This window comes from Actinoallomurus sp. NPDC052274, assembly GCF_040679475.1.
Lineage (GTDB): Bacteria > Actinomycetota > Actinomycetes > Streptosporangiales > Streptosporangiaceae > Actinoallomurus > Actinoallomurus liliacearum.
Genome location: NZ_JBFAUT010000043.1, coordinates 1 through 13301 on the forward strand (window position 1 = coordinate 1; position 13301 = coordinate 13301).

Genomic DNA, 13301 nt, shown 5'->3' on the forward strand with positions numbered 1-13301 from the left:
GGCCTTTCCGCTCGACTTGCATGTGTTAAGCACGCCGCCAGCGTTCGTCCTGAGCCAGGATCAAACTCTCCGTTAAGGCCAAACGACAACCACCCAAAGGGTGGCCGCCAAACCTTTGTAGAGAAAAACAATCCCGGCAAGAATCATTCTTGCCAAAGGAATCCAAACCAACCATGACCAACCCCGAAGAGCCGACCACGATCAGCGAGGACCATAAAGGCACTGGCTTTTAGCACACTGTTGAGTTCTCAAGAAACGGACACACACCGTCCGAGACCCGACTCCCGCCGGACCCCGTCTGGGGCAACCCTTCTATCTTAGCACCCCCGCCCCGCTTGTCAACCCCGATCCGTAGATCTTTATGGGACCGACACACACAGCCGGAACGCCCCCTCCAGACAGCAACAACCCCGACCGGCGAACCGGCCGCAGCAGCACCATCCAGAAGTTCCCCACAGGCCGACCACCGCCTCAGCGATGTTCCGCATCCCGTCTCGGGGCGACCACACCATGCTACTCCGCTCCAGACACCGTCCGGACCAGAACAACTCCGTGTGGGCTTCCCCCGGGCCGGCCGCCTTCCGGCGTCCCGCTTCCCTTGGGGCGAAGAGAACATTACGTCCGCCTGGAAACCCCGTCAAATCGAGCGATCTACCGCGAGAACTTTCGAGTGAGAGTCCCGCCGATCTCTCGCCATTGACGCGGGCCCTCAACATCAGCAATGGAAACCCAGATCCAGTTCGTCGCCCGCCCAGCGGTGTCATGACCGAGGCGGCGTACGTACCGGCCGCGTAGCGGGTTGAACGATCACCTGTCGTGGACGGTCTCGCGCCGTGGGCTCGTCACCCCGGCCGGTGCGGCGGTCGAGCCGCGGACGACCAGCTCCGGCGTCACCTCGACCACCGAACCCGCGATGCCGTCGGCGCCGGTGTCGACGAACAGTTGCCAGGCCCGCAGGCCGAGATCCTGTTTGTTGACCGTCACCGTGGTGAGCCGTGGGGAGACCAGGCGGCTGAGCGCGATGTCGTCGAAGCCGGTGAGCGAGATCTCGTCGGGCACCGAGACGCCGAGCTCGTCGAACCGCGCCAGCGCGCCGAGGGCGACGTAGTCGCTGAACGCCATGATGGCCGTGGCGCCGGTCGCGAGGGCCGCGTCGGCGGCGGAATGCCCGTCGACACTGCTCGACCCGCAGGGGATCTGAACGATCTCCAGGTCGGGTCCGCCGGCTGCCCGCAGGGCCCGCTGCCGGGCGCGTTCGGACCAGGCGCGTGCGGGACCGCGCAGGTACGCGACGCGGCGGTGGCCGAGTTCGCGCAGGTGACGGCAGATCGACGCGACGCCCGCCTCGAAGTCCACCGCCACCGCGGGGATCCGAGTACCACGGCTGCGCCGGTTCACGCAGACCAGGCGAGGCACGGCGGCCGCCAGCTCGGTGAGCTCCCACTGGCTCATCCGCGGCGAGCACAGGACGATGCCGTCGGCCCACCGGGACAGCTCGAGGGCGGCGTCGCGTTCGGCCCCGGCCTTCTCGCCGGTGTCGGCGACGAGCGTGCGGAAGTCGGCGTGCTGGGCCGCGTTGGTGACGCCTTTGAGCACCTCCGCGAAGTACGGGTTGCTCAGGTCCGGGACGACCACGCCGACCGCGGAGGTGGTGCCGCGGAGCAGTCCCTGTGCCGCCGGGTTCGGCCGGTAGCCGAGCCGCGCGACGGCCGCGCGGACCCGTTGTTCCGGCTCCGCCGAGACGGGTTTGGAACCTGTGAGGACGCGGGACACCGTGGCGGGAGAAACGCCGGCCTCCCGTGCCACGTCGATGATCGTCGCCCGGGGCGGCCGCGCCCCCGTGCCGGTCTGCGCCCTGCCCATGGCGGCATTGCACCATACGTTCAGCCCGCCCGGCGCGGGGGCTCCGCCGTGAAAGGCGGTGGAAGCGGGGTTGACGTCCCCGGACTCGCGTGCGACGTTTGGAAAAGGTTTTCCCTCGGCCCTTCCCCGACGTGCCGCCGGCGCCCGGTCGGCGGCGGCGCGACCCGCCCACCGCGGCCGGAGAAGTCCACCGACGCAGCAGGGAGGCGGACATGCGTGGAGTGCCGGCTCGATGGACGTCACTCGTTGCGGTGGCCACGACCACCGCGGCGATCGCCGACGGCCCGACCGCCCCCACCGCCGACGCCGGACGGCGGGCCACACCCGCCAGGCTCTCCCCCGTCGGTCTCCGCCAGGACCAGTGCGTCGACGCGCCGTTGCGGCCCGGCGCGGACCGCCCGCTCCAGCCGGGGACCTCCGGCCGCATCGAGGTGCACCGCGCGGACGGCACCGTGGCCGACACGATCGACCTGGCCGACCCCCGCTCGTACCACCGCGCGATCGGGGACGCGGTGTCCGACACCGGGGTCCCGCACTCCTTCGCCTACCGCCCGCTCCTCGTCGACGGGAACACCGCGACGATCACGCTGCATCACCGGCTCGACTACGGGCGGACGTACTACGTCACGGTCGACCCGGAGGCGTTCCCCGGCCTGCCGGCATGCAGGACCCGACGACCTGGCGATTCCGCACCCGGGCCGCCCCGCCTCGTACGAGGGTCCGGCGGCTCACCGTCGCGGCGGACGGGCGGGGCGACTTCTGCACGATCCAGAGCGCGATCGACTTCGTTCCGGAGGGAAACGAGCGGCCGGTGGTGATCGACGTCCGCGCCGGGACGTATCACGAGATCGACTACGTCCGCGCCGACCGTCCGCACCTCACGGGCCGGCCCGCCCCGATCCCGTACGTCGCCGGCGAGGAGCGAATTCCAGGAGGAACGCACCCGTGATCCACCGCCGAACGCCCGCCCGATTCCGCCGCCGCGTGCCGGTCCTGCTCTCCGGTCTGGACCTTCACCTCCGGCCCGTTCGGCGGCGTCGTGCTGAAGCTGAGCCCCCACGGCCGCGCCGCGGACGTGACGATCCGTTGACGTCCGCGCCGTCACGGCATGACGTGCCGCGACGGCGCGGACGACCGACCCCCTGGAGGAAGAATGAGCGGATCATGGCCTCGACGGCGATTCCTCGGAGCGAGCCGCGCCGTCCTCGGCGGCGGCCTGCTGGCGCCCGCCGTCGGCGCACCCGCGTTCGCCGACGCGGACCCCTGGCGGACCGCCGGCCGGATCCGCCGCCGGGTGCGCGCGCCGCGCTTCCCGCACCACCGGTTCCGGATCACCGACTTCGGCGCGAAGGGCGACGGCACGACCGACTGCACGCGGGCGTTCGACGCGGCGATCAGCGCCTGCGCGCGGTGCGGCGGCGGCCGGGTCGTGGTCCCGCCCGGCCGCTATCTGACCGGGCCGATCAGGCTCCGCAGCCATGTCGACCTGCACGTCGGCGCGGGCGCGACGGTCCTGTTCGACACGGACCCGGCACGGTACCTGCCCGCCGTCCACACGCGCTGGCAGGGTGTGGAGTGCTACAACTACGCGCCCCTCATCTACGCGTACGGCGCCCGGGACATCGCGATCACCGGCACCGGCACGCTCGACGGGCAGGCGAGCACCACGGCGTGGTGGCCGTGGAAGGGCAGGCCGGAGTACGGCTGGAAGCCCGGCGACCCGCAGGAGGGCCCGGACTGGACGCTCCTGCAGCAGTGGGCCGACCAGGGCGTGCTCGTCCGCGACCGCGTCCTCGGCGGCGGGCACTACCTGCGCCCGAACCTCATCCAGCCGTACCGCTGTGAGAGCGTCCTCATCGAGGGCGTGACCATCGTGAACTCCCCGATGTGGGAGATCCATCCGGTGCTGTCGCGCAACGTCCTCGTCCGCGACGTCACGGTGATCAGCCACGGGCCCAACAACGACGGCTGCGACCCCGAGTCCTCCACCGACGTCGTCATCACCGGCTGCACCTTCGACACCGGGGACGACTGCATCGCGATCAAGGCGGGCCGCAACGCCGACGGCCGCCGCGTGAACACCCCCAGCCGGAACATCCTCGTCGAGGACTGTGAGTTCCGCGACGGCCACGGCGGCGTGACGATCGGCAGCGAGATGACCGGCGGCGTCGCCGGCGTCTACGCCCGGAACCTGCGGATGACCAGCCCCAACCTGAACAGTTGCCTGCGGCTGAAGAGCAACTCGATGCGGGGCGGCTACATCCACGACGTCCACCTCAAGGACGTCGAGGTCGGTCGGTTGTCCGTCGCCGCGATCCAGGTCGACTTCTACTACGACGAGGGCCCCGGCCACCCGTACAACCCCGACGTGAGCGGCATTCACGTCGAGAACCTGCACGTCGGCAGCACGCAGTACGTGCTGGACATGCGCGGCTACCCGGACGCCCCGATCAAGGACATCACGCTCGCGCACTGCCGGTTCGACACGGCGACGGCGGCGGACATCGTGGAGAACGTGGAAGGCCTCGTCCTGACCGACGTCACCGTCAACGGCTCCCCGGTCGGCGCGCCCGCCTGACCCGGCGCCGCGCCCGACCCGGCGCCTGGCCCGGCGCCGCGCCTACCCGCCGTGCCTACCCGCCGAGCCTGTCCCGGAGGTGGTCGCGGAGGACGACGGCCTGGTTGTGCTCGGTGTCGCGCGCGGAGTACAGCAGCGTCACGGGGCCCTTCTCCGCGGCCTCGAGCAACGGGCGTTCGGCCTCGGGCCGTTCGTCGAGTTCCCGGCGGTACCGCTCGGCGAACTCGGCGAACCGCTCGGGCCGGTGCCCGAACCACTGCCGGAGGTCCGAGGAGGGCGCGACGTCGCGCAGCCAGCCGTCGATCTTCAGGTCGGCCTTCCGCACCCCGCGCGGCCACATGCGGTCCACCAGGAAGGCCGCTCCTTCCCCGTCCTCCGCCTCGTCATAGACGCGGCGGATCTCGATAGGCCCCATGCCAGGGCTCTACCCGTCCGGGCGCACGGTGTCACGGGGACGACCGCGGGCGTCAGCGCCCCAGCCGGCGCAGGACGTCGGACGCCAGCTCCTTGACCTGGCGGTCGCCCTGCTTCATCGCCCTGCGCAGGTGACGCTCCGCAGCCGCCGTGTCGGTGTCGGCGAGGACCACGCCGACGTAGCAGTGCCCGAGCGCCGCGACGTTCCGGTCCGGCGAGCCGGCGGCCGTCTCGAAGCAGGCGAACGCCTCGGGCACCCGGTTCGCGTCCATGTAGATGATCCCGAGGTTGACCCCGGCCTTCGGGGCGAACATGCCGGTGCTCACGCCTGTGCCGGGGCCGCGAAGCGGACGGCCATGATGGGCAGGCCGGTGACGCCGAGCTCCCGCATCGGGCGGAGGCGGTTCAGCAGCGGGAACAGCGCGCCGTACAGCGGTCCGCGACCGCGCGGAGGACGCAGGTCGCGAAGCTCCGCGACGCCGGCGAGCGCCCGGATCCGGACCTTCTCCGCCGCGTCCACGGCCCACGGCATCGGCGGCGCCTGATAGCCCTGGGCCGTCGTCATCCGGCCCTCCAGGGTGCGGCGGCTGAACCACGGCGGCACCCCGTCGAAGATCATCTCGGCGCCCGGGAACCGCTCCGCGCATCTGGCGAAGAGCCGGTGGACCTGGTCGGGCTCGAAGTACATGAGCAGGCCCTGGGCCGACAGGAGCAGGCCGTTCGCGGGATCCGCGTGCCGCGTCCATTCGTCGTCCAGCGCGGAACACGTCACCGTCCGCCGGCGGGGCGGGTCGTCGGGCAGCAGGCGCGCCCGCAGTTCGGCGGTCTCCGGCAGCTCGACGGTGAGCCAGCGGACCCGGCCGTTGTCGACCCGCCAGAACTGCGTCTCCAGGCCCTCGCCGAGCGCGACCATCTGACCGTCGGGATGCTCGTCGAGGAACCGCCGGACCTCCTGGTCGAAGCGGAGCGCGCGCAGGGCCTGCCACTGGCCCAGCCGTCCCGCGCCGAACCGGTCCGCGAACGGATAGTCGAGTGCGTCGACCAGCTCGACGGCCTTGGGATCGCGCAGGACCGCGTCCGGCCGCCCGGCCTCGGCCGCGCGCTGATAGAGGTTCCAGAGCAGTGTCTCCGGAACTCCGTCGAGCGCGATCTTCTCCCGATCCGGCATCCCGCTCTCCTTCCGTACGGCGGGCCAGCGGATGAGACGGTGCTGCCGTCCCCACGGTTCCGCGCGGAGGTCCGCACACGAAAAAAAGAGGCCCGGAGAGTCGGACTCTCCGGGCCTCACTGGGTAGCGGGGGCAGGATTTGAACCTGCGACCTCTGGGTTATGAGCCCAGCGAGCTACCGAGCTGCTCCACCCCGCGTCGGTGTGCCCTTACGTTATGCGGACACGACGCCCCGCGCAAATCGATTCCGCGATCGGCCCGTCCCCGAAGGAGGCGGCGAGGAGCCCGGCCCGGTCGGCACGGGCCCTGCGGACCGCGTCGTGCGCCGGAGCCCATCAGGGGCGGCGCCATAGCAGGGCCGATCCGATAACACGCCGAATGGAACGTATACGGCATTGGCCTGGTTCGGCCGTCCGAAAGAACTCCTCAATTCCTCAAAAGGCACAGAAAGAATATCGAATGGCCTCTTAGCGTGTGCTCTTCGTCAACCGAACGAAGGGGTCATTCATGAAGCTTCCCGCGCGTTTACTCGCCGTCGGCGGCCTCGCCGCGGTGCTGGTCTCGACCGTCGGACTCTCCGCGGCCGACGCCTCGACGACGGACTCGACGGTCACCATCACCGCGACCCGCGCGGCGGGTCCCGGACTGCGGGCGGCCGACGTGATCACCTGCAAGATCACCACGCACAGCCCGCACTACTCCCACCACGCGCACGCGAAGAACCGCGACATCGTGAACGTCACCGCCGACATCAAGTGCACCAAGAAGGTCGCGGCGATCTCCATCCAGGTCGCGCTCTACAAGAACAACACCTTGTACAAGAAGAGCGGCGTCAAGCGGAATGCCGGCAAGAATTACCTCAGCCAGAACGCCGCCCGCCGATGCGTCAAGAAGCAGCACTACACCGGGGTCTCCGTCGGAACGGTGGTCTTCCCGGCCGGTTACACGCCGCCCTCCCAGAGCGGCAGCAGCCGGAGCAAGACCGTCTATATCTCGGCGTGCAAGAAGAAGTGATGACGCGGTCAGCCGAGCGGATCGGACAGCTCGGCGGGTAGCGCCTCGAGGCGGGATCCGCCCGTCAGGTCCTCGACCAGGCGGGCGGATCCGCCCACGTAAGTGGAGTCCAGGTCGACGTCGGTCGCGACGCACCACGCCCGGTCCTGGGGCCAGATGAGGTTCGGCGACTGCGGGAAGAAGTAACCCGGCCCTTGGTCACCGAACTCCGTCGCGGCGTCGAGGGGCCCCTCGTACAGCAGGTGGTCGCGCCCCGGCAGGTGGAACCGCGGGCCGTCGGCGTCGAGCCAGCCCCAGCCGTCCCACAGGCCGAAGTAGCACTGCCGCGGCGTCGCGGTGTGCGCCGCGAGGATCTCGCAGAGGACCGGCAGCAGCACGGCGGGGAACGACCCGGCCCACGGCTCCTCATCCTCCGGCCCGGCGATGTCCTTGAAGCGCGTGCGTGAGTCGAGGGCCCGCCCGGAGCGTTCCGCGATCTCCCGCCAGCGCAGCGGCCGCCCGTCGGCGGCCTCCGAGGGGTGCGGCAGCCGCGCGTACGCCGCGAACCCGGCCGGCAGCAGCGCGTGCACGCCGGAGTCGAAGTCACCGACCCCCGCTTCGAGCCACGCGGCGGGCGAGACGTCGGCGCGGGGCCGCAGGCGAGAGACCATGGCTCAAGCCTCGGCGCGGCCGGTGGATCGCGCAAGCGAATGAAACGAAAGAGGCCCAGAGGGTGATCCTCTGGGCCTCTTCACCTGGTAGCGGGGGCAGGATTTGAACCTGCGACCTCTGGGTTATGAGCCCAGCGAGCTACCGAGCTGCTCCACCCCGCGGCGATGCCCCAACTCTAGGGGGCCCGTGGTGTGCTTGCAAATCGACGGCCTCACCGCGTCGGCCTCGGCGTCGGCGTGGGGGCGGCGGGCGGGGTGGTCGTGGGCGTCGGGCTCGGCGTCGCGGGCGTCGTCGGCGCCGGTCGCGCGCTGCTCTGTTTCTGCAGCCTGCCCAGCTCGTCCAGGGCCGCCTTCAGCCGTTTCTGCGCCTCGCCGTACCCGGCCCAGTCGTTGTTCTTCAGCGCGGTCTGGGCGTCGCCGTACGCGCGGTTCGCCGCGTCGATCGCGGCACGGATGTCCTCGTTGGCCTGCAGCGGCGGACCGCTGCTCGCCGCCGCCCCGCCGCCGAGCACCTGGCCCAGCGCGTCCTGGAGGGTGGCGCCGAAGCCGATGTCGTTGCCGTACGAGACGAGGACCCGTTTCAGCAGCGGGTAGGAGCCGGCTCCGGAGTTCGCCTGCAGGTAGATGGGTTCGACGTACAGGAATCCGCCGCCGAACGGCAGCGTCAGCAGGTTGCCGCTCACCGTCCTGGATCCGGGACCGCGCAGCAGCGTGAGCTGCTGGGAGACGGTCGGATTGTTCTCGAAGGTGTTCTGCACCTGCTCCGGTCCCGGGGTCACCTGGCTGCGCGGCACCTGGAGGATGCGGATCCGGCCGTAGGTCGGACTCGTCGGCACACTGTCGACGGCCATGAAGGCGGTCAGGTTGGTGACCTTGCCCTTGGGCGTGAACGTCGAGGTCAGCGAGAAGCCGGGGTCGTTCTGGCCGGGCATCTTGACGCTCAGGTAGTAGGGCGGCTCGACGGTGCCCTCGCCGGTCGGGTCGTCGGGGATCTGCCAGAAGTCGCCGCCGCCGTAGAAGGCCTGCGGGTTCTGGACGTGGTAGCGGGCGAGGATGCCGCGCTGCACCTTGAACAGGTCCTCCGGGTACCGCAGATGCGCCAGGAGGTCGTTCGGGATCGCCGACCGCGGGCGTACGGTGCCGGGGAACGCCTTCATCCACGTCTTGAGGACCGGGTCGCCTCCGTCCCAGGCGTAGAGGGTGACGGTGCCGTCATAGGCGTCGACCGTGGCCTTCACCGAGTTGCGCATGTAGTTGATGCGGTCTCCGGCCTGGGCCGCGACCGACACCCGGCTCTCGGTGTTGGTGTCCCGCGTGGCGTCGGCCAGGCTCGTACGCTCCGAGTACGGGTAGTTCGCCGCGGTGGTGTAGCCGTCGACGATCCACACGATCCGCCCGTCGACGACCGCCGGGTAGGGGTTGCCATCGACCTTGAGCCAGGGCGCGACCTTCTGCACGCGCTCGCGCGGCGTGCGGTCGTACAGGATCCGGGATCTGGAGTTGATCGCCCCGGACAGCAGGAGGTTCTTCTCCTTGAACCGCAGGGCGTACAGGGTCCGGTCGAACAGCGAGCCGATCGGGACGCCGCCCTTGCCGTCGTAGGCGGTGTTGGCCTGCCCGCTGGGGTTCTTGTCGTCCGGGTAGTCGACCTCGCGTTGCGCCGTGCCGCCGACGATGGAGTAGCCGGGTGAGCGCTCGCCGAAGTAGACGCGCGGCTGGGCGATGTTCAGCGACCCGGACGGGGGGATGTCCTTCTCGGTGAAGACCGGCGCGCCCTGGACGTCGACCTGGTTGCCCGGGGCGGCGACGAAGCCGTACCCGTGCGTGTAGACGAGATGGCTGTTGATCCAGTTGTGCTGGCCGGGCGGTGGGCCCTCGAGCTCCCGTACGGCGACGACGGTGTCCCGCAGGGCGCCGCTGTCGTCCGGGTACCGGTCGATGTCCAGCGGATTGGCGAACTTGTACCAGCCCTTGATCTGCTGGAGCTGCTGGTACGTCGGCGAGACCACGGCGGGGTCGAGCAGGCGCACGTTGGGAAGGGTGGAGGTCTCCTGCCTGGCCTGTTCCGGGGACAGCTTGGTGTTCGGCACATAGTCGGTGACCTGGGCGTCCGCCACGCCGTACGCCTGGCGGGTGGCCGCGATGTTACGGCCGATGTACCGGGACTCCTTGTCCACCTCGTTGGGCTTGACCTGGAACGTCTGGATCAGCAGCGGGTAGACGCCGCCGATGAGGATCGCCGACAGCACGAGCAGGCCGAACGCCATCCCGGGTAGCATCGCGCCGCGCCGCACCAGCGTGGCGAAGAACATCAGCGCGCAGATCAGCGCGATCACCGCGAGGATGGTCTTGGCGGGCAGCACGGCGTTGACGTCGGTGTACGACGGGCCGGTGACGACCCCGCGCTGGGAGTCGGCCAGGCCCCACCGGTCGAACCAGTACGCGACCGCCTTCAGGAGCACGAAGACGCCGAACAGCACGGACAGGTGCGCGCGCGCCGCCGACCCGACCCGCTCCCCCGGTCCCTGCAGCCGTAGCCCGCCGTACAGGTAGTGCACGATCAGCGCCGCGACGAAGGCCAGGATGACCGCCGCGAACAGGAAGCCGAGCACCAGCCGCAGCAGGGGGTACGTGAAGACGAAGAACGAGATGTCCTTGTGGAACTGCGGGTCCTTGATGTGGAACGGCTGCCGGTTCACGAACGCGAGCCAGGTCCGCCACTGCCCGGACGCCGAGGAGCCGGCCAGCAGGCCCGCCAGCGTCAGCACCCCGGCCACCAGCAGCCGGCGGTACGGGTCGACCGCGGCGCGGTAGCGGTCGAGCCCCTGCTGCTCGACCGACGCCGGCCGGTCCGGCGGGCGCAGGCGGTAGGCGAGGACGACGTTGGCGCCGAGGACGAGGGTCATCAGCAGACCGGCGCACAGGAACAGCGTCACGCGCGTCGTGATCTGCTTGGTGTACACCGAGGAGAACCCGACGGAGCGGTACCACAGCACATCGGTCCATACCGCGGTGAACGCGAAGAAGACCGCGACCAGGATCGCCAGGATGACGATGACGCGCACCAGCAGCCGTGATCGGCCCACGCGGATCCGGCCGAAAGAGCCGGGGCTTCGGAAGGACACGGCCACTCCCCTTCGCCGGGTTTCTCTGAGGGCAACTTACCGACCCCTCCCCGGGTTCCCGCGACGGCCCGGACCACCTGTGGCCGAAAGGTGGCCGGCGGCGATGAAAAGATGAACGAATGACCCGATTGGAAGAGGTCGTCCGCGACCTCGAACGGCATGCGGCCGCCACCGGCTGGGACGCCCCGCCCCGGCTGTACGCCCTGGTGGCGGCCCCGGAGCTGAACCGCAACGAGCCGGATCTCGCCCGGCAGCTCGGCGTCCCGGACGAGCCCGACGGCATCGCCGCCCTCGAACAGCCGGACCTGCCGCTCGACCGGCCGATCGAGGACGTCCTGCACGGCATCGAATGGCCCGGCCAGGTCGCCGGCTGCGCGCTGATCCTCGAGCGGATCCTGCTACCGGAGGGCGCCGAGGAGGAGGCACCGGACGAGGACCCGGTGACCTGGGCCGCCCGGCACCCCGGTCGCGAGGACGTGCGCCTCGTCGTGGGCGTGCTGCGCGACGGCTCCCGTTACTCGGCCATGCGGTTGCGCGGTCACGACAGCGACGACGAGGTGCTCACCGGCCCCGAGCTCGTCCCCCATCTGACCGACGCGCTCGCCTCGACCCTCACCTGACCGGGCGTTTCAGCGGGCCCGGCCGGCGGAGACGCTCAGCCGGCCGGGCAGGCGGGGACGTTGCCCTGGCCGGTCCGGATGGCGGTCAGGGCCTGCAGGGCGCCGTGCATGGTGTCCACCCGGACCAGCCGCAGGCCCTTGGGCTTGGACGCGACGGCGTCGGCGCAGTTCAGCGTGGGGGTGAGGAAGACCGTGGCGCCCGCCTGCCGTGCGGCGACCATCTTCTGCTGGATCCCGCCGATCGGCCCGACCTGACCGTCCGCCGTGATCGTCCCGGTGCCCGCGATGAACCGGCCGCCGGTGATGTCCTCGGGCGTCAGCTTGTCGTAGATGCCGAGCGAGAACATCAGCCCGGCGCTGGGACCGCCTATGTCACCGACGCTGATCTTGACGGTGACGGGGAACTGGTACTTCTCCTTCAGGATCACGCCGACGATGGCCTTGCCGGCCCGGTCGCCCGTCTTGTCCGGCGAGACCACCGTCTTCACGGGAACCTGGGTGTCCTTGCCGTCCCGCTTGACGGTGAAGGTCACCGTGTCGCCGGGCTTGTGCGCGCCGACGGCCGCGGTGACGCCGGGCATGTCCTTGATCTGCTTGCCGTCGATCGCGGTGATCTGGTCGCCGGGCCGCAGCCGGCCGTCCGACGGGAGCCCCTTCTGCACGGAGTCGACCAGGACGGCGGTGGTCACCGGCTTGTGCAGCTCGTGCATCGCGGCGGCCGTGGCGGACTCCTGGGAGTTCGCCATCTCCTGGACGTTCTCCTGATCCACCTTCTTGCTGGAGACGTTCTTCGGGAAGATCGTCTCTTCGGGGACGACGGCGACGTCCGGGTCGAGCCAGCCGCGCAGCGCGGTGAACAGGTCGATCCGGTTGCCCGGACCCCCCTGGTAGGCGACCGTGACGAAGTTGAGGTGTCCCTCCGTCGGGTAGGTCTGCGCGCCGGTGATCTGGATCAGCGGCGTCTTGCCGAGCCTGCCCAGCGTGTCCGACGTCGGGCCGGGCCGGAGCGCGACGTACGGCACGGGCATGATCGCCGCGGCCAGGCCCAGTAGGAGGATCAGGAGGCTCGCGACGACCAGAGTGGCAGCACGGCGGGACATGCCCGGAAGCCTACGCGGTCGACCGAGGCCGCCGTCCCCGGGTCTTGCGGCGCGGCCGCTCCATGGCATCACGGAACCGCTGGAAGTGCTCGATCTCCTCGAACGACCTCCGCACACGCGGCCTGCGTCCCCGCAGGGTCATCAGGGCCCCGGTCAGCAGGGCCACGGCCACCGGGATGGCCCACCACGCCAGAATGGACATGCGCGTCACCTCGGTACGAAGCGTTACCACCCAGGGTAACCTGCATGCTCCGCCGCAGGTCAGCCTGCGCCCACCCATTCTTCGTCCCCGTCCGTGAAGCGCTGATGCTTCCAGATGGGAACCTCCGCCTTCAGGTCGTCGATCAGCTTCCGGCAGGCCGCGAACGCCTCCGCGCGGTGCGGGCAGGCGGCGGCCACGACGACGGCGAGATCGCCGATCTCCAGGTCGCCGACCCGGTGCGTCGCCGCGAGCGCGCGTACGGGGAACTCCGCGGCGACCTTCTCCAGGACCGTGCGCAGCGCCTCGACGGCGGTCGGATGCGCGGAGTACGACAGCCGCGCCACCGCGCGCCGATGATCCTCATCGCGCACGGTTCCGACGAACAGCGCCGTGCCGCCCGCACCGGGGTCGGCGACTGCGGCGAGCACCTCGTCCACGGAGAGCGCGGTGTCGCGGATTTCGGCCAAGCGGATCACGTCCACGGACGAACGGTACCCGCTGGCCGGAAGTCGCCCCTGGTCAGCATGGACGGGAGTTACGAGGCATAGGCGGACCCGCCGGTCGCAT

At 70.5% G+C, this 13301-nt stretch carries 14 protein-coding genes, 2 tRNA genes and 1 rRNA gene; 5 read left to right on the forward strand and 12 right to left on the reverse strand.

Annotated elements, in window-relative coordinates; translation table 11 throughout:
* Together AB0K82_RS29985 and AB0K82_RS29990 are read right to left on the reverse strand one after the other, a co-directional pair.
* Positions 1-76 (reverse strand): 16S ribosomal RNA (locus tag AB0K82_RS29985); the annotation flags it as partial.
* 731 nt (positions 77-807) lie between these two features.
* Complete coding sequence (locus AB0K82_RS29990) at positions 808-1863, reverse strand: LacI family DNA-binding transcriptional regulator (RefSeq protein WP_364403453.1); 1056 nt, start codon at positions 1861-1863, stop codon at positions 808-810.
* A 212-nt stretch (positions 1864-2075) separates the two neighbouring features.
* Between AB0K82_RS29990 and AB0K82_RS29995 the strand changes: the two genes are divergently transcribed.
* The 3 genes from AB0K82_RS29995 (at position 2076) to AB0K82_RS30005 (ending at position 4441) form a co-directional block, all read left to right on the forward strand.
* A complete protein-coding gene (locus AB0K82_RS29995; RefSeq protein ID WP_364403635.1) occupies positions 2076-2681 on the forward strand; it encodes a hypothetical protein in 606 nt (201 codons plus the stop codon).
* The gene (locus AB0K82_RS30000) at positions 2642-2812 is read left to right on the forward strand and encodes a hypothetical protein (RefSeq protein ID WP_364403625.1); all 171 of its coding nucleotides are present in this window, start codon (positions 2642-2644) and stop codon (positions 2810-2812) included. The genes AB0K82_RS29995 and AB0K82_RS30000 overlap by 40 nt, the downstream gene beginning before the upstream one ends.
* Positions 2813-3016: 204 nt before the next feature.
* Positions 3017-4441: a glycoside hydrolase family 28 protein gene (locus AB0K82_RS30005; protein ID WP_364403456.1), complete on the forward strand. Its 1425-nt coding sequence runs from the start codon at positions 3017-3019 to the stop codon at positions 4439-4441.
* 55 nt (positions 4442-4496) lie between these two features.
* Here the strand turns inward: AB0K82_RS30005 and AB0K82_RS30010 are convergent, their stop codons facing one another.
* The 4 genes from AB0K82_RS30010 to AB0K82_RS30025 form a co-directional block, all read right to left on the reverse strand.
* Positions 4497-4856, reverse strand: a complete 360-nt coding sequence (locus tag AB0K82_RS30010) for a DUF488 family protein (protein ID WP_364403458.1) — start codon at positions 4854-4856, stop codon at positions 4497-4499.
* Positions 4857-4908: 52 nt separating this feature from the next.
* Positions 4909-5169 (reverse strand): hypothetical protein, encoded by a 261-nt coding sequence (locus AB0K82_RS30015; protein ID WP_364403461.1) that lies wholly within the window; start codon positions 5167-5169, stop codon positions 4909-4911.
* 8 nt (positions 5170-5177) lie between these two features.
* On the reverse strand, positions 5178-6023 hold the full coding sequence (locus tag AB0K82_RS30020) for a class I SAM-dependent methyltransferase (RefSeq protein WP_364403464.1): 846 nt from the start codon (positions 6021-6023) through the stop codon (positions 5178-5180).
* A gap of 124 nt (positions 6024-6147) precedes the next feature.
* Positions 6148-6221: transfer RNA gene (locus AB0K82_RS30025), tRNA-Met, on the reverse strand.
* 309 nt (positions 6222-6530) lie between these two features.
* On the opposite strand from AB0K82_RS30025, the gene AB0K82_RS30030 reads away from it, so the two are divergent.
* Entirely contained in the window at positions 6531-7037 is a 507-nt protein-coding gene (locus tag AB0K82_RS30030; protein ID WP_364403467.1) for a hypothetical protein, read from the forward strand.
* 8 nt (positions 7038-7045) lie between these two features.
* Here AB0K82_RS30030 and AB0K82_RS30035 read toward each other — a convergent pair whose 3' ends face one another.
* From AB0K82_RS30035 to AB0K82_RS30045, 3 genes are all read right to left on the reverse strand, one after another.
* Positions 7046-7687, reverse strand: coding sequence for a hypothetical protein (locus tag AB0K82_RS30035; RefSeq protein WP_364403470.1), 642 nt, complete (start codon positions 7685-7687; stop codon positions 7046-7048).
* 85 nt (positions 7688-7772) lie between these two features.
* Positions 7773-7849: transfer RNA gene (locus tag AB0K82_RS30040), tRNA-Met, on the reverse strand.
* Between the two features lie 50 nt (positions 7850-7899).
* Positions 7900-10812, reverse strand: a complete 2913-nt coding sequence (locus tag AB0K82_RS30045) for a UPF0182 family protein (protein WP_364403473.1) — start codon at positions 10810-10812, stop codon at positions 7900-7902.
* A 119-nt stretch (positions 10813-10931) separates the two neighbouring features.
* On the opposite strand from AB0K82_RS30045, the gene AB0K82_RS30050 reads away from it, so the two are divergent.
* Positions 10932-11432 (forward strand): PPA1309 family protein, encoded by a 501-nt coding sequence (locus tag AB0K82_RS30050; RefSeq protein ID WP_364403475.1) that lies wholly within the window; start codon positions 10932-10934, stop codon positions 11430-11432.
* A 35-nt stretch (positions 11433-11467) separates the two neighbouring features.
* On the opposite strand, the gene AB0K82_RS30055 is transcribed toward AB0K82_RS30050, so the two are convergent.
* From AB0K82_RS30055 to AB0K82_RS30065, 3 genes are read right to left on the reverse strand one after another with little or no spacing between them, the layout of a single operon-like run.
* Positions 11468-12532 (reverse strand): PDZ domain-containing protein, encoded by a 1065-nt coding sequence (locus AB0K82_RS30055; RefSeq protein ID WP_364403478.1) that lies wholly within the window; start codon positions 12530-12532, stop codon positions 11468-11470.
* Between the two features lie 10 nt (positions 12533-12542).
* A complete protein-coding gene (locus AB0K82_RS30060) occupies positions 12543-12734 on the reverse strand; it encodes a hypothetical protein (RefSeq protein WP_345353915.1) in 192 nt (63 codons plus the stop codon).
* A gap of 59 nt (positions 12735-12793) precedes the next feature.
* Positions 12794-13216, reverse strand: coding sequence for a molybdenum cofactor biosynthesis protein MoaE (locus AB0K82_RS30065; protein ID WP_364403481.1), 423 nt, complete (start codon positions 13214-13216; stop codon positions 12794-12796).
* Positions 13217-13301: the final 85 nt, after the last annotated feature.

Bases quoted from the DNA above. Each gene is read 5' to 3' on its own strand.
- AB0K82_RS30050 (WP_364403475.1), top strand. From the start codon at position 10,932: ATGACCCGATTGGAAGAGGTCGTCCGCGACCTCGAACGGCATGCGGCC.
- AB0K82_RS30035 (WP_364403470.1), bottom strand. From the start codon at position 7,687: ATGGTCTCTCGCCTGCGGCCCCGCGCCGACGTCTCGCCCGCCGCGTGG.
- AB0K82_RS29990 (WP_364403453.1), bottom strand. From the start codon at position 1,863: ATGGGCAGGGCGCAGACCGGCACGGGGGCGCGGCCGCCCCGGGCGACG.
- AB0K82_RS30005 (WP_364403456.1), top strand. From the start codon at position 3,017: ATGAGCGGATCATGGCCTCGACGGCGATTCCTCGGAGCGAGCCGCGCC.
- AB0K82_RS29995 (WP_364403635.1), top strand. From the start codon at position 2,076: ATGCGTGGAGTGCCGGCTCGATGGACGTCACTCGTTGCGGTGGCCACG.
- AB0K82_RS30010 (WP_364403458.1), bottom strand. From the start codon at position 4,856: ATGGGGCCTATCGAGATCCGCCGCGTCTATGACGAGGCGGAGGACGGG.
- AB0K82_RS30055 (WP_364403478.1), bottom strand. From the start codon at position 12,532: ATGTCCCGCCGTGCTGCCACTCTGGTCGTCGCGAGCCTCCTGATCCTC.
- AB0K82_RS30020 (WP_364403464.1), bottom strand. From the start codon at position 6,023: ATGCCGGATCGGGAGAAGATCGCGCTCGACGGAGTTCCGGAGACACTG.
- AB0K82_RS30015 (WP_364403461.1), bottom strand. From the start codon at position 5,169: ATGTTCGCCCCGAAGGCCGGGGTCAACCTCGGGATCATCTACATGGAC.
- AB0K82_RS30060 (WP_345353915.1), bottom strand. From the start codon at position 12,734: ATGTCCATTCTGGCGTGGTGGGCCATCCCGGTGGCCGTGGCCCTGCTG.
- AB0K82_RS30030 (WP_364403467.1), top strand. From the start codon at position 6,531: ATGAAGCTTCCCGCGCGTTTACTCGCCGTCGGCGGCCTCGCCGCGGTG.